Source organism: Qipengyuania aurantiaca, from assembly GCF_019711375.1.
GTDB classification, from domain to species: Bacteria; Pseudomonadota; Alphaproteobacteria; order Sphingomonadales; family Sphingomonadaceae; genus Qipengyuania; species Qipengyuania aurantiaca.
Genome location: NZ_CP081295.1, coordinates 2,158,621 through 2,181,610, shown reverse-complemented (window position 1 = coordinate 2,181,610; position 22,990 = coordinate 2,158,621). Strand labels below are relative to the sequence as shown.

At 62.3% G+C, this 22,990-nt stretch carries 20 protein-coding genes; 4 read left to right on the top strand and 16 right to left on the bottom strand.

All coding sequences use genetic code 11. The features are described from left to right. Positions 1–3 precede the first annotated feature (3 nt). The 6 genes from dxr to K3148_RS10565 form a co-directional block, all read right to left on the bottom strand. The gene (gene dxr, locus K3148_RS10590; protein ID WP_221424766.1) at positions 4–1,155 is read right to left on the bottom strand and encodes a 1-deoxy-D-xylulose-5-phosphate reductoisomerase; all 1,152 of its coding nucleotides are present in this window, start codon (positions 1,153–1,155) and stop codon (positions 4–6) included. Further along, entirely contained in the window at positions 1,152–1,784 is a 633-nt protein-coding gene (locus tag K3148_RS10585; protein WP_247711549.1) for a phosphatidate cytidylyltransferase, read from the bottom strand. Before K3148_RS10585 ends, dxr begins: the two co-directional genes overlap by 4 nt. A gap of 73 nt (positions 1,785–1,857) precedes the next feature. Continuing rightward, positions 1,858–2,541 (bottom strand): polyprenyl diphosphate synthase, encoded by a 684-nt coding sequence (uppS, locus tag K3148_RS10580; RefSeq protein ID WP_221424764.1) that lies wholly within the window; start codon positions 2,539–2,541, stop codon positions 1,858–1,860. 121 nt (positions 2,542–2,662) lie between these two features. Then, positions 2,663–3,220 (bottom strand): ribosome recycling factor, encoded by a 558-nt coding sequence (gene frr / locus K3148_RS10575; RefSeq protein WP_221426689.1) that lies wholly within the window; start codon positions 3,218–3,220, stop codon positions 2,663–2,665. Between the two features lie 51 nt (positions 3,221–3,271). After that, the gene (gene pyrH, locus K3148_RS10570; protein WP_221424763.1) at positions 3,272–3,997 is read right to left on the bottom strand and encodes a UMP kinase; all 726 of its coding nucleotides are present in this window, start codon (positions 3,995–3,997) and stop codon (positions 3,272–3,274) included. 178 nt (positions 3,998–4,175) lie between these two features. Next, complete coding sequence (locus tag K3148_RS10565; RefSeq protein WP_221424762.1) at positions 4,176–6,089, bottom strand: sulfatase-like hydrolase/transferase; 1,914 nt, start codon at positions 6,087–6,089, stop codon at positions 4,176–4,178. A gap of 325 nt (positions 6,090–6,414) precedes the next feature. Here K3148_RS10565 and K3148_RS10560 point away from each other — a divergent pair, with 325 nt between their 5' ends. Further along, positions 6,415–7,443, top strand: a complete 1,029-nt coding sequence (locus K3148_RS10560; protein WP_345719531.1) for a formylglycine-generating enzyme family protein — start codon at positions 6,415–6,417, stop codon at positions 7,441–7,443. A 140-nt stretch (positions 7,444–7,583) separates the two neighbouring features. On the opposite strand, the gene tsf is transcribed toward K3148_RS10560, so the two are convergent. Together tsf and rpsB are read right to left on the bottom strand one after the other, a co-directional pair. Further along, entirely contained in the window at positions 7,584–8,510 is a 927-nt protein-coding gene (gene tsf / locus K3148_RS10555; RefSeq protein WP_221424760.1) for a translation elongation factor Ts, read from the bottom strand. A gap of 121 nt (positions 8,511–8,631) precedes the next feature. Further along, positions 8,632–9,381 carry a 30S ribosomal protein S2 gene (gene rpsB / locus K3148_RS10550; RefSeq protein WP_221424759.1) on the bottom strand — a complete coding sequence of 250 codons (750 nt, stop codon included), beginning with the start codon at positions 9,379–9,381 and terminating at the stop codon, positions 8,632–8,634. A 354-nt stretch (positions 9,382–9,735) separates the two neighbouring features. On the opposite strand from rpsB, the gene K3148_RS10545 reads away from it, so the two are divergent. After that, a complete protein-coding gene (locus tag K3148_RS10545) occupies positions 9,736–9,978 on the top strand; it encodes a hypothetical protein (RefSeq protein WP_221424758.1) in 243 nt (80 codons plus the stop codon). On the opposite strand, the gene K3148_RS10540 is transcribed toward K3148_RS10545, so the two are convergent. Further along, positions 9,947–10,789 (bottom strand): CDP-alcohol phosphatidyltransferase family protein, encoded by an 843-nt coding sequence (locus K3148_RS10540; protein ID WP_221424757.1) that lies wholly within the window; start codon positions 10,787–10,789, stop codon positions 9,947–9,949. The two genes, K3148_RS10545 and K3148_RS10540, sit on opposite strands and share 32 nt — an antisense overlap. After that, on the bottom strand, positions 10,786–11,535 hold the full coding sequence (locus tag K3148_RS10535) for a phosphatidylserine decarboxylase (RefSeq protein ID WP_221424756.1): 750 nt from the start codon (positions 11,533–11,535) through the stop codon (positions 10,786–10,788). Before K3148_RS10535 ends, K3148_RS10540 begins: the two co-directional genes overlap by 4 nt. A gap of 100 nt (positions 11,536–11,635) precedes the next feature. Between K3148_RS10535 and K3148_RS10530 the strand changes: the two genes are divergently transcribed. Continuing rightward, positions 11,636–12,712 (top strand): phosphatase PAP2 family protein, encoded by a 1,077-nt coding sequence (locus K3148_RS10530; protein ID WP_221424755.1) that lies wholly within the window; start codon positions 11,636–11,638, stop codon positions 12,710–12,712. On the opposite strand, the gene K3148_RS10525 is transcribed toward K3148_RS10530, so the two are convergent. From K3148_RS10525 to K3148_RS10500, 6 genes are all read right to left on the bottom strand, one after another. Continuing rightward, positions 12,673–13,815, bottom strand: coding sequence for a beta-ketoacyl-ACP synthase III (locus K3148_RS10525; protein WP_221424754.1), 1,143 nt, complete (start codon positions 13,813–13,815; stop codon positions 12,673–12,675). The two genes, K3148_RS10530 and K3148_RS10525, sit on opposite strands and share 40 nt — an antisense overlap. Positions 13,816–13,859: 44 nt before the next feature. Next, entirely contained in the window at positions 13,860–17,660 is a 3,801-nt protein-coding gene (locus K3148_RS10520) for a GMC oxidoreductase (RefSeq protein WP_221424753.1), read from the bottom strand. Beyond that, positions 17,657–19,090: a metallophosphoesterase gene (locus K3148_RS10515; RefSeq protein WP_221424752.1), complete on the bottom strand. Its 1,434-nt coding sequence runs from the start codon at positions 19,088–19,090 to the stop codon at positions 17,657–17,659. Before K3148_RS10515 ends, K3148_RS10520 begins: the two co-directional genes overlap by 4 nt. Further along, positions 19,087–20,328, bottom strand: a complete 1,242-nt coding sequence (locus K3148_RS10510; protein ID WP_221424751.1) for a serine hydrolase domain-containing protein — start codon at positions 20,326–20,328, stop codon at positions 19,087–19,089. Before K3148_RS10510 ends, K3148_RS10515 begins: the two co-directional genes overlap by 4 nt. Before the next feature lie 644 nt (positions 20,329–20,972). Then, positions 20,973–21,332 carry a carboxymuconolactone decarboxylase family protein gene (locus K3148_RS10505; protein ID WP_221424750.1) on the bottom strand — a complete coding sequence of 120 codons (360 nt, stop codon included), beginning with the start codon at positions 21,330–21,332 and terminating at the stop codon, positions 20,973–20,975. A 100-nt stretch (positions 21,333–21,432) separates the two neighbouring features. Continuing rightward, entirely contained in the window at positions 21,433–22,101 is a 669-nt protein-coding gene (locus tag K3148_RS10500) for an OmpW/AlkL family protein (protein ID WP_221424749.1), read from the bottom strand. Between the two features lie 141 nt (positions 22,102–22,242). Here K3148_RS10500 and K3148_RS10495 point away from each other — a divergent pair, with 141 nt between their 5' ends. Next, positions 22,243–22,944, top strand: coding sequence for a helix-turn-helix domain-containing protein (locus K3148_RS10495; RefSeq protein WP_221424748.1), 702 nt, complete (start codon positions 22,243–22,245; stop codon positions 22,942–22,944). Positions 22,945–22,990: the final 46 nt, after the last annotated feature.

The following is a 22,990-nucleotide window of genomic DNA, read 5'->3' as shown; positions in this document are numbered from 1 at the left end:
AGGTCAGGCAGTCTCCATTCGGGCCGTGGCGGCCTTGCGCGCGGCCTCGTCTAACACGAGAACGTCATCGAGCGAACGCGGCGCGGGCGGCAGGTTTCCGGCATTGAGTGTGTCCTCCACCAATGCAGCAATGCGGCTGAACTTTATCTGACCGGCGAGAAAAGCCGCCACGGCGACCTCGTTGGCGGCGTTGAGCGTGGCCGGGGCCGCCCCGCCCGCCTCGGCCGCCTGCCGCGCCAGTTTCGTGGCCGGAAAGCGCGTCTCGTCGGGCTGGAAGAAGCTGAGTTCGCCGATGACGGCGAGGTCAAGCGGGGCCATCGGCGTGTCCATGCGCGCAGGGTAGGCGAGGCAAGAAGCGATGGGCACGCGCATGTCCGAAGGGCCGAGCTGCGCCAGCGTCGACCCGTCGCGGTATTCGACCATCGAATGGATGACGCTCTGCGGATGGACCACGATCCGGATGCGGTCGAGGCCGACGGGGAAGAGATGATGCGCCTCGATCAGTTCGAGGCCCTTGTTGAACATGGTCGCGCTGTCGACGCTGATCTTGGCGCCCATATCCCAGTTCGGATGCGCAATCGCCTGTTCGGGCGTGACCGCTTCGAGATCCTCGACCAGCCGCAACGGGCCGCCGCTGGCGGTGAGCGTGATGCTGCGTACCTCGTCGAGCTTGCCGCCCTGCAGACACTGGAAAATCGCGTTGTGTTCGCTGTCGACGGGAAGCAGCGTGGCGCCGTGTTTTTCGACCGCGGCGGTCATGACCTCGCCCGCCGAGACCAGCGCCTCCTTGTTGGCGAGCGCGACGGTGCGGCCCTGCTCGATCGCGGCCATCACCGGGCCAAGCCCGGCGCAGCCGACGATGGCCGCCATCACGATATCGGCCGGGCGCGCCGCAGCCTCGCACAGCGCCGCGCGTCCGGCGGCGGCTTCGACGTCCGATCCCGCCAGCGCCTCGCGCAGTTCACCAAGGCGGGTATCGTCCGCGATCACGGCGATTTTGGCCCCGAATTCTTTCGCCAGCGCGGCGAGGTCGGCAACATTGGAATGGGCGGTCAGCGCCTCCACCCGCCACGCGTCCGGATTGCGCCGGACGAGGTCGAGCGTGGATGCGCCCACCGATCCGGTGGCGCCAAGGACTGTAAGCGACCGTGTCATGGCGCGGAGCTTAGCAGCAGTCCGGCAAGCAGCACCACAGGGATGATTCCGTCGGTCCGGTCGAAGAAGCCGCCATGGCCCGGAATGAGGTTGGAGCTGTCCTTGACCCCGGCCTTGCGCTTGAGCCAGCTCTCGAAGAAATCGCCGCTTTGCGCGGCAACCGCAATCGCTGCACCCATGGCGACCAGCGTGCCGATTTCGGCGATTTCGAAGCCGAGTGTGTTGGCCCCGCTGACCTGCCGCGCCGCGACATAGACAAACAGCGCAAGCCAGGTGCTGGCGCCCACGATCCCGCCGAGTAGCCCGGCCCAGGTTTTGGACGGGCTGATCTTTGGCGCAATCTTCGGCCCGCCCAGCGTGCGCCCGAAACCATAGGCGAAGGTGTCGACGAAGATCACCGCGCCGATCACGCCCACGATCATCGGGACCGGCAGCCGCGAAAGGACGAACCCGGCGAGCCCGATATAAACCGCGCCTGCGAGGATAGCGGCCAGCCGGAAGGGCACGTTCCGCGTCACCTTGACAATCAGCAGCACGAACTCGACGAAGGTCGCCAGCGAGACGAGGACGATGAACCCGTCGAGCCAAGGGTCGCCCGCCACCACGGCGGCCACGGCGATAGACATCATCACGGCGGCGGACAGCAGCCGTATCGGCAGGTCCGCATTCTTCGATTTCGCCCCCGACGAAACCGCTCCGCTCTCACCTGCCGCCAAAACGTCTCTCCCTGCCCGCAAACTGGTCCAGCGCATCCTGCAGATGCGCGAACGTGAAGTCGGGCCACAAAACTTCCGTGAAGATCATTTCCGCATAGGCGGCCTGCCACAAGAGGAAATTGGACAGGCGCACTTCGCCGCTGGTGCGGATCAGAAGATCGAGCGGCGGCAAGCCGGCGGTGTAGAGATTGGCCTCGATCGCCTCTTCGGTGATCGAGCCCTGCTCGGCCGCAGACCGCGCGGCCGCGGCGATTTCCGCCTGCGCCCCGTAATTGAGCGCCACGGCCAACGTGCGCGACCCGCCCGAGGTCTGCTCCAGCGCATCCTCCAACATGGCGACGATGTCGGGCGCCAGCCCGCGCCAGTCGCCGAGGATATGCAGCTTCACGTCGTTGGCGATGAATTCGGGCAAGTCCGACTTGATGAACTTGCGCATGAGATTCATCAGGTCGTCGACCTCGTCCTCCGGGCGCTTCCAGTTCTCGCTGCTGAAGGCGTAGAGCGTCAGGCACTCGATTTCGGTGTGCTTGAGACTGCGCACCAGTTCGCGCACCGCCTCCACGCCCTTGCGGTGACCCATGGCGCGCGGCAGGTGCTTTCGCTTGGCCCAGCGCCCGTTGCCGTCCATGATGATGGCGACATGGCGGGCGATCTTATTGTCAGGCTCCATACCCAAATCCGTTCGCCCTGAGCTTGTCGAAGGGCCGCACTTTTCTTCTAGTGCAGCTCCTGAAGGAAGGACGGGGCTTCGACAAGCTCAGCCCGAACGGAAAACTGGAAAAAACGCATAATCACTGCGTCATGATTTCCTTTTCCTTGGCCGATGCGGCCTGGTCGGCTTCGGCGACGTATTTGTCGGTCAGCTTCTGGACCTCGTCCTCGGACCGCTTGCGGTCGTCTTCGGAGATTTCCTTCTTCTTCTCGTCTTCCTTCAAGGCTTCCATGCCGTCGCGGCGGACGTTGCGGATCGCAATCTTGGACTGTTCGGCATACTGGCCGGCAAGCTTGGCGAGATCCTTGCGGCGTTCCTCGGTCAGATCGGGCATCGGCAGGCGCACGTTCTGGCCGTCGATCATCGGGTTGAGGCCGAGATTGGCCTTGGCGATACCCTTCTCGACCGCGGTGACATTGGCCTTGTCCCACACCTGCACGCTGAGCATGCGCGGTTCGGGCGCCGAGACGGTGGCAACCTGATTCAGCGGCATCATCGAGCCATAGACTTCGACCACCACGGGATCGAGCAGGCTGGTGTTGGCGCGGCCCGTGCGCAGGCCCGAAAGATCGCCCTTCAGGCTTTCGATCGCGCCCTTCATGCGGCGTTCGATATCGGCCCTATCATACTTCATTATAAGCTCCGTACTTGGCCATGATCGGCTTCCTCTTGTCTTTCTCGTTTCGTATCAAGCGGTGTGGTCGGTGACGATGGTCTGCGTGCCCTCGCCCGAAAGAACCTTCACGACATTGCCCTTCTCGCGGATCGAGAACACCACGATGGGAATCTCGTTGTCGCGGCAAAGGGCCACGGCGCTGGCGTCCATGACCTTGAGATCGTCTGCGAGCACCTTGGAGTAACTCACGGTTTCGTAACGCTTGGCATCGGCGTTCTTCTTGGGATCGCTGTCGTAGATGCCATCGACGCTGGTGCCCTTCAGCAGCGCGTCGCACTTCATCTCGGCAGCGCGCAGGGCAGCGCCGCTGTCGGTGGTGAAATAGGGCGCGCCGACGCCGGCGGCGAAGATCACGATGCGGCCCTTTTCGAGGTGACGCTCGGCGCGGCGGCGGATCACCGGTTCGCACACCTGGTCCATCTGTACCGCGCTCTGCACGCGGGTTTCCACGCCCAACTGCTCGAGCGCGCTCTGCATCGCAAGCGCGTTCATCACGGTGGCGAGCATACCCATGTAATCGGCCTGCGCGCGGTCCATGCCCTGCGCCGCACCCGCCATGCCGCGGAAGATATTGCCCCCGCCGATGACGAGGCAGATTTCAAGGCCGGTATCCTTGGCCGCCTTCACTTCCTTGGCAAGCTCCAGCACGAAGGCCGGGTCGATCCCGAACTGCTGGTCCCCCATCAACACCTCGCCCGAAAGCTTGAGGAGGACGCGGTTCATCTTGGGGAGGGTCATGGAGGCAGTCTCTATTTCTGGGGTTTGGGGGTCCTTAGCTAGGAAGGGTGCACGGCGCAAAGAGAAAGGATTAGAGCATCACAGGGGCAGCACCCAAATTTGGCGGCGCTCGTTGTCCCGCGAAAACCGGAATGATGCCTTCGCCGAGCTGCAACTCGAGGGCGACCCCCGCCAGATACTACATACCGATTTGCGACCGCAACTCGGTATCGAGCTTTCGTTTAAGATCGATCCAGTAAGCGCGATCATGGATATTATGAAACTCGTTGGGATCAGCCTTATGATCGTAAAGTTCCTCTGCGCTCCCGCGTGAAAGGGTGAAGCGCCAACGACCGCCACGGATGGTATGGTTGCGAAAGCTGGGAACCGCGGTCGAAATTGAATCAGAGTAACCACCAAAGTTAGACGTTATGGCGTATGGCGTTCTGCTCATCGCAGGTCGCCCTGGATTCATCATAGCGGGAACGAGCGACTGCCCATCTAATTGCGGACGGCCGTCAGGCACTAACACCTCCTGTATGTCCGCGAGTTCGATCAGCGTCGGATAAATATCAATCAGCGATACCGGAATGTCCGACACTGTTCCGCGCGAGTTATCGAAGCGCCCTCTCAGATCCGCGATAATCAACGGTATCCGCGTGCTTTCGCTGAAAAGTGACATCTTTCCCCACATCATTTTCTGGCCAGTCGCCCAACCGTGATCGGACGTTACGATAACGATCGAATTTCTCCTCATCGTCGGATCAGCTTCGATTGCATCGAGAATCTGTCCAAGCTGTTGATCGACCACATACACCGACACGAGGTAGCTGAGAATTTGACTTCGGAGGAGATTCTCTTGGGTGTTCGGTATGAACGAGCCAGGATTTACCAGATCTGGGATGAATCCACCTGAGCTTCCAGCTTCAATTAGCTGGTCGAAATTTTTGCGGCCATGGCCATAGAGTGCGGAATTCGGAACGTCCGCGAGGTCGCTATTGTGTAGACTTCCTTCGAATAATTCGGGGAATTGAACATCGTCGATCGACTGTAGGCCTCGTGCAGCGATAAACTCGTCGAAATAGGCGTCCGGGATGTATCTGGCGCTATGCGTTTTCGTTAGCCCAAGCATCATCATAAATTGCTGGCTGGTTAATGGCGCAGTTTCTGCAAATTTATGCTCGCTCGGGGTTTGTTTGCGCAGCACTTCCGAGGCCCAGCGAGCAATACGCTCATCGGTCAGAAGCGAACGATCGCTATCGCTGACATAGCGGAATTCGCCCGACGGACCCGCGAAACCACTATAGCTATGCCCCGCCGGATAGGAGCTGTTCATGTCGGACGTAAACGTTGGCGGCTGGGAAATCCTGCCATAGCCCCATGACCATGATTGTATGGCAGCCGGCAAGTCCGGATTGCTGTTCCAGCGCCCACCCGGCAACAATTCCGCCTTACCCCACCTCAGCCGACTCCAGTCAGCACCTTCTACCCCGTAAGGAATGAAACGAGTAGGTTTGCCCTCAGCTATCGAAACCCCGTCCCACGGATAAGGACCAAATTCAGACATGGGGCCAAAATAACCCCCCGACCGATCATTTCGGCCGGTTGCCTGTGTCTCCTCCTCAAAATTACCAAAAACGGTGTTGTCATACTGCTGCTCATGGAAAAGTTTTCCCGCATTGTAGACCGCATATCCGTTGTCCCGAAAATGCTCTGGAAGAAGTTTTGCATCACTGAGGACCGCATGATCGCGAAAATGATATGTCGAATGGTATTTTCCGCTGGTGGACGGAAGATAACCGGACATGAAACTCGCCCTTGAAGGGGAGCAGACGGGTGAATTTGCATGGGCATTGGAAAACGTGACGCCAAGCCGCGCCAACCGTGAGAAGTTAGGCGTATATGCCTGTGGATGGCCTTGTAGCGGCTCGACATAATCATTGAGATCGTCGGCGAGAATGACGATCACGTTGGGCTGTTCGGAAACCGGTGACGGTGTCAATGTCGGTGTCGGCGTCGGCGAGGACGTCGCGACGGGTGCCGGTTGTGATCCGCCTTCCCCACCGCACGCGGCGAGGCAACCGGCCAAGGCCAGCACAAACTTAAACTTCATGGAATTCCGCCCCAATCGAACTTTGCTTGACCTTGGTTTTCAATTTCTCTCAAGTCAACCGTTCAGCAGACTTATCCTAATAATCGATTTGAATTTTCCCAATAGGCAACCCCTGCTAGCGGAAAGTGAGATCCACGACCCCAACTGTTCGTAAGATTGTGGATGTGACGAGCGCCAAAGAACCCTGTAAGGTCGCTTCGGGATCATAAGATCGTTCGGACTCCAACCAAGGTCTGAGACCAAATATGTCAACCAACCATACTCCAGCCACTAAAAAATCCATATGAGCCAAGTTCACGGCCGAAAACGAAAGGTTGCATGATTCATGCATAGAATGGTCGCGGTTGTTTGCATGATCACCCTAAGCGCTTGCTCACCAAAAAAGGAATCTAGCGTAGATTCCCAAGCGGAGATATCGGCCCAGCGAAAATGCTCCTTACCTCAGAAGAGCTTTGTGCGCCTCGAATCCGGGGAGTTCCTGATGGGTCAGGAAGGTATCTATAGCGAGGAAGGGCCTGTGCGCAGAACCCGCGTGAACGGTTTCTGGATCGATACGACCGAGGTTACGAACGAGAGGTTCGCGCGCTTCGTGGAGGAGACAGGCTATGTGACCATCGCGGAAAAGCCCGTCGACCCTGCCCTTTTCGATGTGCCTCGGAGCCAAATTCCAGCACACATGCTTAGTCCGGGATCTGCAGTTTTCACTCCGCCTTCGAAGGCGTCCAGCCACTATCGCGATTGGTGGATTTACCTGCCCGGTGCAAACTGGAAAAAACCCTTTGGCCCAAAGGGGCGAGACTACAGCGCGAATGAACCGGCAGTTCATCTCGCCTACCAGGACATGGAAGCCTTCGCAAAATGGGCTGGAGGACGCATTCCCACCGAAGCCGAATGGGAATACGCCGCAAAAGCAGACGCCAAACCAAGCCGTGAACAGCCCGCTGAAGCGAACAGCTGGCAGGGGGTCTTTCCCGTAGCCAATGAAAAGATAGATGGATTTGAAGGCATCGCACCCGTTGGATGCTACAAGCCCAACTCGAACGGCCTTTACGACACGGTCGGCAATGTGTGGGAAATGACCGCAGATCTCTATCGCGCGGGACACGATCCTAACGACCGGGACAATCCCCAAGGACCAAGCGAAACCCTGGCTTATGATCCGGTAAATCCGAAATTTCCCTCTAGGGTAATTAAGGGGGGCAGTTATTTGTGTGCGCCAAATTACTGCCAACGTTATCGACCTGCATCGCGTAGTGGACGGGACCCGGCGATGGGAGCGAGCAATGTTGGCTTCCGTCTGGTTTATGACCGGAGGCCCGCTCATCCCAGCGCTCTCGGCGTGGATGCACATTAAATAAAGTGCAATAGCTCCGTTTTCTCTGCGTGACAGACACCAGCAATTGGTCGGCTACCTTCATCCGCGTATGGCCTGAAAGAAAAAAGGCCGCCGGAGCGAACTCCGGCGGCCCAATTCTTCACGAAGCAAGCTTTCGCTTAGCCGCCGACGGCAGCGGCGACTTCGGCTGCGAAGTCGCTCTCTTCCTTCTCGATGCCTTCGCCGAGCTGGAAGCGGACATAGTCCACCAGTTCGACCTTGGCGCCGACGTCCTTGGCAGCCTGTTCCACGACCTGTGCGATCGGGGTCTTGTTGTCGATGACATAAACCTGGCTGAGGAGGGCGTTTTCCTTGGCGTATTTGTTGACCGCGCCTTCGACCATCTTTTCCTGGACGTTTTCGGGCTTGCCGCTTTCGGCAGCCTTTTCCTTGGCGATCGCGCGTTCACGCTCGATCACGTCGGCGTCGAGGCCGTCAGCGGTCAGGGCCTGGGGGAAAGCGGCGGCGATGTGCATGCCGAGCTTCTTGCCCAGCTCTTCCAGCTTGGCCTTGTCGCCTTCGCTTTCGAGAGCGACGAGGACGCCGATCTTGCCGAGGTCGGGGGCGACCGCGTTGTGCATGTAGGGCACGATCACGCCGTTGGTGACCGAAACGGTCTTGATGCGGCGGATCTGCTGGTTCTCGCCGATGGTGGCGACATTGTTGGTCAGCTTTTCGGCGACCGAACCGCCGTCGGGATAGCCGGCAGCCTTGAGGGCTTCGACATCGTCACCGTCGGTGGTGAGCGCGACCTGAGTGGTCTTGCGAACGAAGTCCTGGAACTGGTCGTTCTTCGCAACGAAGTCGGTTTCCGAGTTCACTTCGACGGCAACGCCACGGGTAGCCTCGACGGCGATGCCGACGAGACCTTCGGCCGCGGTACGGCTCGACTTCTTCTGGGCGGTGGCGAGCCCCTTGGCGCGCAGGGCGTCGACAGCGGCTTCGATATCGCCGTTCGCAGCTTCGAGAGCCTTCTTGGCGTCCATCATGCCCGCGCCGGTCTTCTCGCGCAGGGCCTTCACGTCAGCGGCAGTGAATGCAGCCATGGTAAATTCCTTCTTGGGTAGTCTTGGATGCGTGCAGCACCGGGCCAGCTGGTATCAGCGGCCCGGCGCATAGTTCGCTTGTGTGACGGCCACGCTACGCAGCCGCCCCACGGGAATGGCCTCAGGCCGCAGCTTCTTCCGGCGGATTTTCCATCGCGCCGACGTCGGCACCCGAATCGGTCACGCCTTCGCCCTTGCCCGAACGAGCTGCTTCGGCAACCGCGTCGCAATAGAGCTTGATGGCGCGGGCAGCGTCGTCGTTGCCCGGGATCGGGAAGGCGATGCCGTTCGGATCGACATTGGTGTCGAGCACGGCGACCACGGGGATGCCAAGCACGTTGGCTTCCTTGATGGCGAGGTCTTCCTTGTTGGCGTCGATCACGAACATCACGTCCGGAATGCCGCCCATGTTGCGGATGCCGCCGAGCGAAAGCTCGAGCTTGTCGCGCTTGCGCGTGAGGTTCAGCACTTCCTTCTTGGTCAGGCCGCTGGTGTCGCCCGAGAGCGTTTCTTCCAGCGTTTTGAGTTCCTTGATGGAGCCCGAGATCGTCTTCCAGTTGGTGAGCATGCCGCCCAGCCAGCGGTGGTTGACGAAGTGCTGCCCCGAAGCGAGCGCGGCTTCGCGGATCGGGTCCTGCGCCTGGCGCTTGGTGCCGACGAACAGGACCTTACCGCCCGAACGCGCGGTCTGGCCGATGAAGTCGAGAGCGCGCGCGAAAAGCGGCACGGACTGCGACAGGTCGATGATGTGGATGCCGTTGCGCGCGCCGAAGATGTACGGCTTCATGCGCGGGTTCCAACGGTGGGTCTGGTGGCCGAAGTGTGCGCCGGCCTCGATCAGTTGCTGCATGGTGACGGTAGGAGCCGCCATGATCATTTCCTTTCCGGTTGTACCTCTGGAAGGCTGGAACCCGTGGTGCGGAGTGTCCCGCGCCGGGCACCGGTATGTGTGCCTTCCATGTGGATTTGTCCGCCCTTTGAATGGCCCGAATTGGCCGAATCCGGGGCGAACGGCGCGCGTCTAGCGGGATTCCAAAGCGAAATCCAGACTCATTTTGTCCCAAAAAAAGACAGCTTGGGCGCAAAAAGCGCTTGACTAAGGAGAACAAAACAGGAACATTGTTCTCATCGCCGGAACACCCGGCGGGATTTAGGGGTTTTCCCGTAAATTTACCCCGGCTGTCAACAGCTTTGTGCACAGGCGGGCGGGGAGGAGATGGCCGATATGTTCGCAACTGTTCTCATTGCCGCTTTCGCCCTCGCCAGTGTGGCGACGGTGCTCGTACTCGCCGATAGCGGACTGCGTTGGTGGTCCGCTTTCGGCACGCTGCGGCAGCGCATGAAACAGGGGTATGCGAGCGCGGGCGTCGGCCCTCGCCCATCGATCATTACAGGCAGTGCAAATGGCTTCGGGCGTCAGGTCCGCGCCTATCCGGTCATCCGGCAGGTGACGCAGCGCGCCGCTTGATCCGTGCGTAGCGCATCAGCGTGAACGGCAGCAGCGCCAAATAACCGATCCCGATCGCACTCAGCGTCCACCAGGGCTCGACCAGCAGTGCCGCGAAGAGCAATCCCACGAACGCAAGTACCCAGAGACGAATGCCTCGTCGCGGGCGAAGCGACGTCCAGCTCGGCGTCGCCATGCTCGAAATCATCAGCAGAGCGGTCGCAAGCAGCCAGGGCGCCACGAAGATCGGCTCGCGAAATACGTCGAAGCCCGTTGCCGACCACAGGTAGAACGGCATGAAGGCGAGCCCCGCTCCCATGGGTGCCGGAACGCCGGTCAGGAAGCCGAGCGATTTGTGCGGCTGCTCTTCCATGTCGATCTGCGCGTTGAAGCGCGCAAGACGCAGGGCGCAACAGATCGCCAGCGCCAGAGCGGCGAACCAGCCCCAGCGCGGCTCCGCCGAAAGCGACCACAGGTAGATGATGATCGCGGGCGCGGTGCCGAAGCTCAGCGAATCGGCAAGGCTGTCGAGCTCTGCCCCGAAGCGCGATTGTGCCTTCAGGAGGCGCGCGATGCGCCCGTCCATCCCGTCGAGGATGCCGGCCACGATGATCGCCACGGCGGCCGCCGCCCACTGTTCGGAAATGGCAAAGCGGATGCCGGTCAGCCCCGAACACAGCGCCGCCGCCGTAATCGCGTTGGGCGCCATGGCGCGCAGCGACAGGCCGCGCGACTTGCCCATGACCGGCTGTTCGTCCTCGGCCGCCTTGGGGCCGAGCCGCGCGCGCTCTTCCGGCTCGGGGCGCGGCGTGGGATCGGACAGCAGGCTCATTGCGTAACTCCTTCAAGCAGGGGCTGGCTGCCCACGGCGGCGATCACGGTTTCCCCCGCAACCACCTTCTGGCCGACCATGACGTAGGACCCCGTGCCAGCCGGCAGGTAGATGTCCACCCGGCTGCCGAAGCGGATCATGCCCACCCGCTGACCAACGCCCAGCGTATCTCCCGGTTTCGCAAAGGAAACAATTCGCCGCGCGACGATGCCGGCGATCTGGGTGAAGCCGACCTTCAACCCGTCCGACCGCTCGATCAGGATGTGCTGGCGTTCGTTGTCCTCGCTTGCCTTGTCGAGATCGGCGTTGAGGAATTTGCCCGGAATGTAGATCAGGCGCCGCACCATGCCGGCGATCGGCGTGCGGTTCACATGGACATCGAACAGGGACAGGTGGATCGAGACGCGGGTGACGGGCACGTTGGCCAGCCCTTCGGTCCCGCTGCCATCGTCGACCACCAGCTCACGCGGCGGCGCGACTTCCTCGATCTTAAGGACGCGGCCATCGGAGGGCGAAATGATGAAGCGGTCGTCCTGCGGCACGACGCGTTCCGGATCGCGGAAGAAAGCGAAAAAGCCGAGCGAGAGGAAAGCCATCGGCCATGCCAGCGTTTCCCACGCAAACCACGCGAAAATTAGCGACAGGCCCAGCGCGGCAAGTCCGAACTTGCGACCTTCGGGATGGATGCGCGGCAGGGCCGAAACCGTATCGCCCCGCCCCTGATTGTCTTGGAGGTCTCCTGCCATAGCTGTCCACTACGCGGGGAAAGCGTGGCCCACAAGCTTGCAACGCGGGTGCATCACCGGCTTAGAGATTCCTTCACCCAACGATGGTAAACGCCGCCTTATGAAAACGCTTGCCCAGGTTGCCCGCCGCTGGTGGGGGGAATTTCCGGTCTATGTCTACGCCCTCGCCTGCGCGGCGGTGGTGTTCTACCTGTGGGCGCGGTTCGACATTCCGTATGACAATGCGAATTCGAACATGAGCATCCAGCTCATCTACACCGGCGCGATCGGTTGGTTCTTCGTCGACATATTGTGGCGCCTTTACCGCGACAGACCCGCCCGCCCGCTTTCGTGGGCGAAGGAGCGCTATTTCACCCGCTCGGCGCTCCTGCGGCTCGTGGCAAGTGTGCCGGTCCTCCTCATCTGCGCTATCCTGATCCCGGTCTTTTCCAGCCTGAAGGCGATGATCCCGCTCTTCACCGATTTCGACTGGGACGCGACATTCATCGCGTGGGAGCGCGCGCTGCTGTTCGGGTACGACGCGTGGGAAGTGCTGCAGCCAGTTTTTGGATATCCGATCGTGACGGCGCTCATCGCCGTTCTCTATCATCTGTGGATCCTTCTCCTTTATTTCGGCGTCGCGGTGGTCGCGATCTCTCCGGCGATTAACGCCGATGTGCGGCGCAAGTTCTTCCTGAGCTACGCGATGGCCTGGTCCATCGTCGGCGGTCTCATGGCGACCTGGCTTGCCTCGGTCGGGCCGGTGTTCGCCGAGCCGATCCTAGGCATCCCCGATTTCGCCCCGCAGATGGACTATCTGCGATGGGCCAACGAGCAGGTGCCGGTGATGACCGTGCCGGTGCAGGACATGCTGCTCGAAGGCTACCAGAATTCCGACAACAGCCTTGGCCGCGGGATCAGCGCCATGCCTTCCATGCACATCGCCGTGTGCGTGCTGTTCTGGCTGGCCGCTCGCGAAACCTCGGTGAAGGCCGGACGGTTCTTCTTCTGGTTCATGGTGGTGATCTGGATCGGATCGGTCCACCTTGCCTATCACTACGCACTCGACGGGCTCGTCAGCCTCGTCGCCGTGTGGCTGATCTGGAAATTCGCCGAGCTCGTCTTCAAGGCGTGGGACCGCGTGCCGGTCCCCGGCGGTCAGGCCGACTTGCGGACGAACACCGTACCCGCCGAATAACCCGCGCCGAAGCTGCAGATGAGACCGGTGTCGCCGGCCTTCAGGTCCTCGCTGTGCAGGTGGAAGGCGATGATCGAGCCTGCGCTCGAGGTGTTGCCATAGGTGTCGAGCACCGTCGGGCTTTCGTCCTCATTCGCCTCGTGACCCAGCACGCGGTGCGCGATCAGGCGGTTCATGCCGGTGTTTGCCTGGTGCAGCCATAGGCGGCGCAGGCCCTGCGGATCGAGATCGAGCCGCTCGGCTTCGTCCACGATCATCTGCGCGACCATGGGCACGACTTCCTTGAAAACCTTGCGCCCTTCCTGGACGAACAGCTTGTCCGGCCCGCCCGCATCCTCGGGATAGGCGCGGTTGAGGAAGCCGAAATTGTTGCGGATGTTGTTGGAGAAAACCGTCTTCAGCTTGGTGCCGAGGATGTCCCAATGCTCCGCAGGGGCGATGGCAGCGTCTTCCACCAGCACGGCGGTCGCCACGTCGCCGAAAATGAAGTGGCTGTCGCGGTCGCGCCAGTTGAGGTGTCCGCTGGTAATCTCCGGGCTGACGACCAGCACGCTCTTCGCATTGCCTGCACGGATATAATCCGCCGCGGTCTGGATGCCGAAGGTGGCAGACGAGCACGCGACGTTCATGTCGAAGCCAAAGCCGTCGATCCCCAGCGCCTGCTGGATCTCGATCGCCATCGCCGGATAGGGGCGCTCCATGTTGGAGGCCGCGCACAGGACCGCGTCGACATCCTCCGGCTTGCGCCCGGCGCGCTCCAGCGCCTGTGTCGCCGCTTTCACGCCGATTTCGGCGAGGATCGACAGCTCGTCGTTCGACCGTTGCGGCCAGCGCGGGGCCATGATTTCCGGATCGAGCACCGGCTCTTTTGCCATCACGTGGCGGGCCTTGATGCCGCTCGCCTTCTCGATGAATTCGACCGAGCTTTCGCTGAGAGCCTCCACTTCGCCCGCCTCGATCGCCTCGGCGTTCGCCGCATTGTGGCGCCGCACGTATTCGTTGAAGCTGGCGACCAGCTCCTCGTTCGTAATGCTTTCGGACGGGGTGAAGAGGCCGGTTGCGGAGATTACGGGGCGGCCGGTCATTGTGGCTTTTTCGGTCATGGCGCGTGACTAGTCCCGCTCCCGCCGCCCCGCAAGAGAGCATGTCACGCCGTGCGGCGTTCTCCTCTCGCCTCGGCCTGCGCGTCAAGCCATTCGAGCTGCTCGAGGATCACCGGCGTCACGTCGCGATGGGCGTTGTAGCCGATGAACAGGTCCATGTGCCCGTAGTTCGGCACGACGCGCTGCTGGTAGAGATCGCCGCCGTTGCGCTCGGCCAGCCACATCCGCGTGCGCTGCCCGCTCTCCGGATAGAAGATGCGGTTGGTCGCGCCCGACAGGAAGCTGATCGGCAGCGCCAGCCGTCGCGCGGCATCGGCGCTGGTGTAAACCGCCTGCCCGTCTGCATCGACCGCGAGTCCCTCGTGCATGATCGTGCCGAGCTGTTCGAAGGGCTTGAGCGACACGCGGCTGAACATGCTGCCCAGCGCGTTATGCGTATCGTGTCCCAGCTGCGCATGATCCCAGCTCGGGCCGAACACGCCGAACACGCGGCGGCAGGTCGGGTTCTTGCAGGCCTGCCCGTCCGGCATGGGGATCTGGTAGGCGACCGCGTCGATCTCGTAATCGGTCTCGGTCCCCTGGCTGACAAAATCGAGATGCCCGTCGAGCAGCGAGATCTGCGACAGCGCGCCTGCCACGCCGAGATCGGCCTTGAGGTAGTTCAGCCAGTCGGTGACCGGATGCAGCGTCAGCTGCGAACTGATGAGCGAACGCACGCCCGAGACATGGCCTGCGCCGATGCCCATCAGGAGGCTCATGGACCCCACGCAATGCGCCAGCGCCTGGACGCTGTCCGCGCCGGTGACCTTGCGGATTTCACCGACCGCGGCGGGCCAGTCGTAGCGGGCGATATCGTCGATGGTGAATTCGGGCGGGCGCTCGACGTCGTTGCCCGCGTCGTTGCTGGCGCGGTAGTCGAACAGCCACACGTCGTAGCCCTTGGCGACGAGGCTCTCGGTGAGGTTCTCGTCCACCGTGGGCGTCGCAAAGCTGGAGGCACGCACCGAGAAGCCGGGGGCCAGCACCAGCGGGCCGCGCGTGCCGCCGCGATAGCGGGTCAGGCCGATGTTCACCCCGTCGCCCGTCGGCACCACGTGCCTTTCGGCGGGCGGCAGGCGCATCTCGCGGGCCACGAAGCTTTCCGCATCGGTCTTGGGGAAGTTGTTCAGCGTCGCCAGCATCCCACCATAGGCACGGAAGACGGTCATCGCGAAGAAGCCCGCGTATTTGGCGACGAAGACGGTCTCGATGGCCTTCTTCGCCTTGGGGATGAGGTTCACGACATGGCCGACGAGCGTGTCGGAATCGTGCACCTCGATCGTGGTCAGCTGGCGCATGAATTCGTTGACGCCCAGCTTCAGCACGCCGCGCCCGATCAACTCGCCAGTCTCGTCCTCGCCGTGGCGCAGGGTGACGAACAGCGTCGTGAGATCGGTCCAGGGATCGGACTTGCCGCGCTGCTGCAGCGTCTTGAAGCCGTGGAAGTGGATCGGCCCTTCGGGACCTTCCAGCACCATGTCGTACAGCATTTTCCAGCTTTCCGGCTGGCCCGGATCGGCCACCAGCAGGCGGAACGTGCCTGCGCGCACGGGAAGCGGGTCGGGCGAAATCGCGCTCACCAGCACCGTGCCGGTGATGGCCGAGCGATGCTCGCGCTCCTCGATCATGCGGTGGAGGTTTTCGGTGGTGACCGTTAGCAGGAAGCTACATTCGCTTCCCTCGCAGCGCCCCCATGCCGCGCCGTTGGCGTAATCGTCGCGAATACGCTCGGCATGATCGCAGGGGCGATGGTGGCGGCCCTTGGCGCTGATATGTCCGGCCATAGTCTCGGTGAAGGCGAGCCCTGGGCTCATCGCCTCGGGATGCTCCTTCACCAGCTTGCGGATCGCCGCCTTACCCTCGTCGATGGCGTCGTTCTCGAAATGGAGCGCTGCCGCCTCGATCTGGCGCGAGACCGGATCGATGGCGTGTCCGGCGACCCATTTTGCCACCGAGAGTTCGAGCTTTTCGCCGAAGTTGACCTTGAACGGTTCGTCATCGACGCCGCAATCGTCCTCCACCGGCTCCGGCAGCGGACCTTCGGCGCCCAGCGTGTAGTCGATGGACCATCCGTTGCGCTGCGCCATCTTCTCGAGCGCGCGTTCGGCCACGGCGGTGATCGTCAGCAGCGGATTGACGCCGACCGCGCCCGGAAGCGCCGCCCCATCGCACACGTAGAGACCCTCGTGGACCTCCGTGCCCGCCTCGCCAGCGAAGACGCGGCAGGTATCGTCCACCACGCCGCTCGCCGCATCATCGCCCATGCCGCAACCGCCGATCGGGTGGACGGTGACGAGCTTGCGGCCCATCTGCGCGTTCCATATCGGGTCGGAGAAATATTGCGCCTGGATCGCTTCGGCGGCTTCGCGCATCAGATCGTCGTCGCGGGTAAAGGTGTCCTGCTTGCCCGCATCGGACCAGCGAACGGTGATGCGGTCATCTTCGAGCGCAAGCTCGCCGTGCGAATCGTCGACGCTCATCACGAGATAGGTCTGCATCCGCGAGAGCGGCCCCTTGTAGGCCCATTCGCCGATGCTGGCCGGGTCGGCCTGGAACGCCTCGCCCATCGCCTTGGCGTCGAGCAGGCGCGGCTTGACCTGGTCCATGCCGAAGCGGGTGAAGCCGTCGGCCAGCGCCTCGCCGAAGAAGAAAGCAGGCGCGAGCGCGGCGCCGAGGATGCCGGGGGCCACGCCCTCCTCGATCACCAGCCCCTTGGTCACGTCCTTCGTGTCGCGAATATCGATCACGCCGGTAATGCAGGGGCCGGGATAGGTTTCCTTGGCGACGTTGTTCGCGCCCACGCCGATGGCGTGGATCGGCTGCGCGGTGAGCACATCGCCCTGCTTCTCGGTCTTGAAATAGCTGTCATAGGCAAAGCCCAGCGCGTCGCCATTGCCCGAAAAACCGTGGCCAAGGCGCTTTGACAGCTCCAAGCCCTTGTCGCGCGAGCGCAGGAGGATTTCGGTCGAACCGATTGCGCCTGCACCCAGCATGACATGCTCGGCGGTGATGGTGGCAGGTCCGTGCCCTGCATCCTTGCCATTGGCTTCGAGATGAACGCGCCACATATCGCCTTCGCGCTCGATCCAGAGCACCTTGGCCTGCGTGAAGATTTCCGCACCATGGTTCGCCGCATCGGGCAGGTAATTCATCAGCGTAGTGTTCTTCGCGCCGACATTGCAGCCCGAAACGCAATCACCGCAATTGGTGCAGGCCGGTTGCGGCACGCCGAAGCGGTTGGTCTTGTCCTCGAAAGTGACGTTGATCGGCGTCTTGTAGAATCGCTTGCCCATCGCCTTGGCCGAATGCTCCAGCGCCTCCAGCTTGCCGAGCGCGGGGTAGCTGTCGGGATAAGGATTGGGCGAAAGCATCTCGCGCGCCCGCTCGTAATAGGCGTCGATCTCCTCGCGGTTCTCGCGGAAGGCGGTGGGCCAGTGCGCTTCGTCGAGCAGGCGCTTGTCGAGTTCGAGCGCGACATTGGCGTTGATCAGCGAGGTACCGCCGAGGCCGCAACCGACCAGCGCATACTGGTCGTCGTTCACATGCACTTCGAACAGCGCATCAGGTTCGCCGATGCGGCCACCCTTGGCGTTGAACTGCATCGCGCCCTGGGCGTCGGCGATCTTGTCGGGATATTCGCCCGGCAGGAACTCCTTGCCGCGTTCGAGCACGCAGACATCCTGTCCGGCACGCGCAAGGCGGCTCGCGGCGACACCTGCGCCATAGCCAGAGCCGATGACGACGACGGTGTAGTGCGATTTCGCCTGCGACAGCGGCTTGGCGATGCGTTTCTGCATGGTGGTCATTCCGCGGCCTCCCGCATGTGTTCGGTTTTGTCGAGGAAGCGGCGCACGCGCTTGGCGCCCTCCTCGTCGATGCGCGTGTGGACGGCGCGGGAGAAATCGGCCCAGTGCGAGGCAGCGGCCTCAACCGCGACGGCGGCTTCGCCCACCAGCTTCGTCTCGCGCCCGCTGCCTTCGACGCGGACGGGCAGCATCACGCCGTCGACCGGATCGTTAAACAGGCGCAGCGAAGCAACTTCCAGCTCGTCCGACACCAGCATGGCGGCGCAGCCCTGCACCGGCATCAGGCCCGGCTCGTCGAGCACCCAGCCGCCGGTGTTGAAAACGCCTACAGGCAAGTCGTAACCCTCCACCATCAGCTCGTCCTGGAACGGCTTGTGCGTGTGGCCGAAGACGAAATGCAGCTCCTGCGGCAGCTCGCCCAGCTCCTCGCGCAGCTGCGCGGCCATGGGCGTGCCGAGATACCAGCCAATATCGTCGACCTCGTCCTCGCCCAGCACATGGCGATAGCCCTCGCGCTGCTTTTCCGCACCGCGTCCGGCCGTCAGGTCCACGCCTGCACGGATCAGGTTATCGAGCGTGATGCCGTATTTCAGCTCCATCTTGGGATTGATGCCGAGCTTCGCGTGCAGCCCGCCGGTGACGCGGCGCGCGATGCTTTCGGCCATGTCATGGCTCGCGCCCGCGCTCAGCATGGTTTCGTAAAGCGTGCCCGCCTCGCCGCCGATCTTGCCGGCGCTGCCAAGGTCGGACCACAGGAAGTCGATCCACGGGCCGTTCTGTTCTTCCAGCTCGTGCATGGTCGCCGGCCGCGCTTCGCCCCCTTCGAGGAAGCTGCGGAAGTTCGACAGGGCACGGTACATGGAATCGATGTAATGCCCATGGTGCATCACGACTGCGCGGTTGCGGCTTCGGTCGGCGACGCCCCAGTTGGGATAGGCGATGTGGACATGCGCGCCCGCCATGTGCGGTCGATGCGCGATCAGCGATTCCATCATGCGGCAGCGATGCGTCGGCGTGCCGGTGATGGTCGTGACGTGTTCGAGATCGCCCGGAATTTCGCCCTTCATCACCGAGCGCACGAACCGGTGGTCCTGCGCCATGCGCCAGAGGTGGTGATCGTGATTGCCCGCGACGTAGATGATTTCGCGGCTGAATATTTCCCCGCCATCGGCCGGGAAGAAGGCGTCGATCAGCTGGAGAAAGCTCTTGGACACATCGCCAAAGGGCGAGAGGCCGAGATCCAGCGCATCGCCGAGCAGCACCAGTTGCGGCTTCTCGCCCTCCTTCAGCGTCTCACGCAGCGCGTTGGCGAAGCTCGCCAGAACCTCGGAAGGCCCGTCGGCAATCTCGTCCGCGCCGTTGACATGGGTCAGCAGGCTGTCACGCGCGCCGAGGTGGAGGTCCGACAGGACGATATGGGCGATGCTCATGCGATATTCTCCAGGCAGGAATAGAAGGCCTCGCGCACGATCTTTTCGCGCGGGTCGTCCCATTTCCCGGTGCCGAGGGTGTTGGTGATCCAGGCGTAGGCGACCTCGTCCTGCGGGTCGGCATAGGCCAGCGAACCGCCCACCGCGAAGCTGCCGAAGGCGCTGCGGGTGCGGGCGTATTCCCATTGCTCGAACGGCTTTTCGAAACCGAGCGAGTAATACATTTCGGCGCTCAGCACCTTGTCCTTCAGTCCCTTTGAGGGGCGCTTATGTCCCTCTGTGAGGTGGCGCATGACCTCAGGCGTAATGCCTAGCGCCGCGCCGCCTGCGGTGAAGGCCTGGTAGACCTTCGCAAGCCCATCGGCAGACGCGATGCCGCCTGCCCCGCCCTGCCCGCTCTGCCAGAACTGCTCGCAATCGAGCGCGCCGGGGCCTTGCATGATCAGCGGGTTGTTGAGCGTGCGGAAGGCGAGCGTGCCGGGCAGGCACATCTCGAAGGTGAGCGCCCAAGGCATGGTGGTGTGGTGGATGAAGAGGTCCTGCAGTTTGAAGCCCTTGATCCGCGCCAGCCGGTCGCGATCCACGCTTTCGGGCAGGCCGATCCAGACGTCTGCGCCCAGCGGAGCGGCGACTTCCTCGGCGAAGAAACGCCCGAGGTTACGGCCTTGCGGATCGCGGCGGCGGATGAGTTCGCTGGCGATCCAGCCAAGCGTGTAGGCGTGGTTGCCGGCGTGTTCGCCCGGCGTCCAGTTGGGCTTTTGCGCCGCGATGGCCGCTGCAATCGCGTCCTCGTCGGCGAGATTGTCGAGCGTGAGCTTGAAATCGATGGCCGCAAGCCCGCCCTGCTCGCTCAGCGCCTCGCCCACGCTCATCCGGTCCTTACCGTGCGCGGCGAATTCCGGCCAGATGTCGGCGACCCGTTCCTCATAGGAGAACAGCCCGCGCGAGACCGCCACGGCTGCGGCGATACCGGTCAGACCCTTGGTCAGCGAATAGACCAGCGTCGCGGTATCGCTATCCCATGCACGGGTGCGATCGGTGGTCTTCCATCCGCCCTGCAGATCGACGACCTTCTCGCCGCGGTGATAGATCGTGCAGGCCGCGCCAAGCGCCGTGCGGGCCTCCAGGGCCGCGGTAAACGCTTGCACCACCGGTTCGAAACCTTGCGCAACCGTGCCGCCCACCTGGACCGGCGCGGCACCTAACGCCCGCTGTGCGGACACCAAGCCATGTGTCATTCTTAAAAGACCCCTCACAGGGGGCGGACCCGTCCACGCCCCTTCGCTAACAGGCCTAGGTAAAAATGGTTAACGCTTGGCTTACCTAGCGAAGACAAATGCCGTCGAGAGCCGCGCCGCAGGCTTCACGCTGTATCGAAAGCCTACAGTGAACCAATGCCAGACGCGATCGACAGTAGTGACGGAGGCAATAAGTCAGATACTGCGAGGCAACGAGCCCCGATCAGCGGCTTGGTACGGCGCTTTATTGCAATGAATTCGTCCAATGCGGTTGCTTCGTAGACTGCGAATGTTCGCAAACCAAACTTGCCTGCATATCGTTTTCGAAACACGGCAAAGACGAGGCGTAAGTGCCTTTCGGGCACAAAAAAGCCCGCCTGGGATGGCGGGCTTATTGATTTGGTTGCGGGGGCTCGATTTGACCTTTGCAGAACTCGCTTTCGCCTTACGAACCACGCGGTCGTACGGCGGTGAACTTGTTGGTGCGGAGAAATATTCCGAAAATGGCCGCATATGGGCCGGTAGCCGACGGTCAGCTTTCGGAGCTTCCTATCGGTTTAGCTGCCGTCAGGCAAAATTTGCTCGATCCTTATCGCTGCTAGGACCTTTTGAGCGAGACCGGCATATCTTCACAGCCGCTTGCCTCATGCCTGATCGGTATATTGGTCGTAGGCCTCGAGGGCTTGCGCTGCATACATCGCGCTGGGTCCGGCGCCCATATAGATCGCCAGGCCGAGTGTTTCAGCTATCTCCTCGCGCGTCGCGCCGTGCTTGCGCGCTCCCTCGACGTGATAGGTGATGCAGGGATCGCAGCGCACTGCGACCGAGATCGCAACCGCGAGCAATTCCTTGGTCTTGGGATCGAGCGCGCCGCCTTCGTGCGCCGCGCTGCCCATCTCGCGAAAGGCTTTCATTACTCCGGGCGCACCCTTGTGGAGTTCCTTGATCGCGGGGATCAGCCCGGCTCCCATTGCGGGCCAGTCCTTGAAAGTCGTGTGCGACATGGTCTTGTCCTTCGCTGAATGAATGACCCCCGGCGGGAGGAAGTGCCGGGGGTCTGGCGGGCCGCCCACTCCCCCGAAGGACGGTCCTTTTGGATTGTGGTCAGAAGCGGTAGCTGACGCCCGCGCTCAGGACCCAAGGATCGAGATCGTGCTCGGTCTCGATGGCCAGCGTATCGCCAGCGTACCATCGTGCGGTCGTGCCCACGAAATAGCGCTTGGCGTCCAGCGCGACGCCCATGCCGCCGTCTCCGAGCGCGATGTCGACACCTGCCTGCACGACAAAGCCAAACTCGTCGGAAAGCGTCGTACGCGTCACACCGAGTGGGATCGTATCCGCGCCGGGCTCGGCATCGACCCACCAGAAGTAGGTCGCGCCTGCTCCGACATAAGGTTTCACATCGCCCGCGTTCAGGTGGTATTTGGCGGTGAAAGTAGCCGGGATGAGCTTGCCATCCGAAACGAGTTCGGCGCCGGTCAGGCCGGAGACCGCATCGACATCGTGCTGCGTCATGCAGCAGATCGTCTCGATCGAGAATTCAGGGCTGACGAAATACTCGATCGCCAGCGTGGGCACGAAATTGTCGCTGGCTGTGGTTTGCGTGCCGGCGGGAAGGCCGACGATGTCGGTATTGACCGAAGTAATTTCGCCGTCGGGCATCACATAGGTGCCGAGAAGCTTGAACTGGATCTTGCCTTCGTCGGCCTGCGCCATCGCAGGGGTTGCGAGCATCGCCGCACCGGTGAGTGCAGCCGCGAGCAACTTTTTCATCATCATATCCTTAGCGCCGCAGTGGTCGCACGATGCGACCCAGGGTTCTTGCGGCGTCGGGTGCTGGATTAGGGGTGAGCAAATCGCCCGGCATTGATCTGGATCAAGGCGTTGCGACCGGTTTCGCAGCAATCAGCCTGCATGATTACCTTCGCACAGGCCTTCGAGCTGTTCGCCTGCCAGGTCCTTCCCGCCAGCCTGACCGACGCGGCCCACCTGCGATTTCGCTCGCTCGCGATCCTGCGCCAGCTTGTGCATGATGCGTCGCTCGAGATCGGGGAGGACGGGCAGCAGATCGTTTACGTCGCGCGGGGAGCGACGAAGCTGGTCGCCCATGCCTCGCAATCGCGCGACCAGATCGTGGCGTTCCATTTCGCCGGAGATGTCTTCACCGTCCCCGAACCCGATAACTATTCCTACTCGGTCAGCGCGCTGCGCGATAGCGATATCCTGACCTTCGCATCCACGGATTTCCTTGCGCTGGCAGCAGGCGAGGCGGGCGTGTTGCAGTATTTGCTCGAGAACACGACGCTTTCGCTGCGGCGTTGCCGCGAGAAGACCATCGCGCTCGGACGCAAGAACGCACGCGAAAGGCTTGCCGTATTCCTTCTCGCGATGGCCGAGAGGATCGGTGTCGAGCAGGACGGCCGCGTCGGGCTCGACCTGCCAATGTCCCGCCGCGACATTGCCGAGAGCCTCGGCCTGACGATCGAAACGGTCAGCCGGCAGCTCACCAAGCTGAGGGACGAGCGGGTCATCGAAACCCTCGGGCGCTCCGGCATCGTCCTCCTCAAACCCTCGCTCCTGCGGGGTCGTGCGGGGTTTATGCGCGAGGCGGCGTGATTTCTTTTCCAAATTTGATCTGGGTCAATGCCCATCGCGGCCCTGC

What these genes read in the sequence shown, in the direction of transcription:
- dxr (WP_221424766.1), bottom strand. Translation starts at nt 1,155, where the DNA reads ATGACACGGTCGCTTACAGTCCTTGGCGCCACCGGATCGGTGGGCGCA.
- K3148_RS10585 (WP_247711549.1), bottom strand. Translation starts at nt 1,784, where the DNA reads ATGATGTCTATCGCCGTGGCCGCCGTGGTGGCGGGCGACCCTTGGCTC.
- uppS (WP_221424764.1), bottom strand. Translation starts at nt 2,541, where the DNA reads ATGGAGCCTGACAATAAGATCGCCCGCCATGTCGCCATCATCATGGAC.
- pyrH (WP_221424763.1), bottom strand. Translation starts at nt 3,997, where the DNA reads ATGACCCTCCCCAAGATGAACCGCGTCCTCCTCAAGCTTTCGGGCGAG.
- K3148_RS10565 (WP_221424762.1), bottom strand. Translation starts at nt 6,089, where the DNA reads ATGAAGTTTAAGTTTGTGCTGGCCTTGGCCGGTTGCCTCGCCGCGTGC.
- K3148_RS10560 (WP_345719531.1), top strand. Translation starts at nt 6,415, where the DNA reads ATGCATAGAATGGTCGCGGTTGTTTGCATGATCACCCTAAGCGCTTGC.
- tsf (WP_221424760.1), bottom strand. Translation starts at nt 8,510, where the DNA reads ATGGCTGCATTCACTGCCGCTGACGTGAAGGCCCTGCGCGAGAAGACC.
- rpsB (WP_221424759.1), bottom strand. Translation starts at nt 9,381, where the DNA reads ATGGCGGCTCCTACCGTCACCATGCAGCAACTGATCGAGGCCGGCGCA.
- K3148_RS10545 (WP_221424758.1), top strand. Translation starts at nt 9,736, where the DNA reads ATGTTCGCAACTGTTCTCATTGCCGCTTTCGCCCTCGCCAGTGTGGCG.
- K3148_RS10540 (WP_221424757.1), bottom strand. Translation starts at nt 10,789, where the DNA reads ATGAGCCTGCTGTCCGATCCCACGCCGCGCCCCGAGCCGGAAGAGCGC.
- K3148_RS10535 (WP_221424756.1), bottom strand. Translation starts at nt 11,535, where the DNA reads ATGGCAGGAGACCTCCAAGACAATCAGGGGCGGGGCGATACGGTTTCG.
- K3148_RS10530 (WP_221424755.1), top strand. Translation starts at nt 11,636, where the DNA reads ATGAAAACGCTTGCCCAGGTTGCCCGCCGCTGGTGGGGGGAATTTCCG.
- K3148_RS10525 (WP_221424754.1), bottom strand. Translation starts at nt 13,815, where the DNA reads ATGACCGAAAAAGCCACAATGACCGGCCGCCCCGTAATCTCCGCAACC.
- K3148_RS10520 (WP_221424753.1), bottom strand. Translation starts at nt 17,660, where the DNA reads ATGACCACCATGCAGAAACGCATCGCCAAGCCGCTGTCGCAGGCGAAA.
- K3148_RS10515 (WP_221424752.1), bottom strand. Translation starts at nt 19,090, where the DNA reads ATGAGCATCGCCCATATCGTCCTGTCGGACCTCCACCTCGGCGCGCGT.
- K3148_RS10510 (WP_221424751.1), bottom strand. Translation starts at nt 20,328, where the DNA reads ATGACACATGGCTTGGTGTCCGCACAGCGGGCGTTAGGTGCCGCGCCG.
- K3148_RS10505 (WP_221424750.1), bottom strand. Translation starts at nt 21,332, where the DNA reads ATGTCGCACACGACTTTCAAGGACTGGCCCGCAATGGGAGCCGGGCTG.
- K3148_RS10500 (WP_221424749.1), bottom strand. Translation starts at nt 22,101, where the DNA reads ATGAAAAAGTTGCTCGCGGCTGCACTCACCGGTGCGGCGATGCTCGCA.
- K3148_RS10495 (WP_221424748.1), top strand. Translation starts at nt 22,243, where the DNA reads ATGATTACCTTCGCACAGGCCTTCGAGCTGTTCGCCTGCCAGGTCCTT.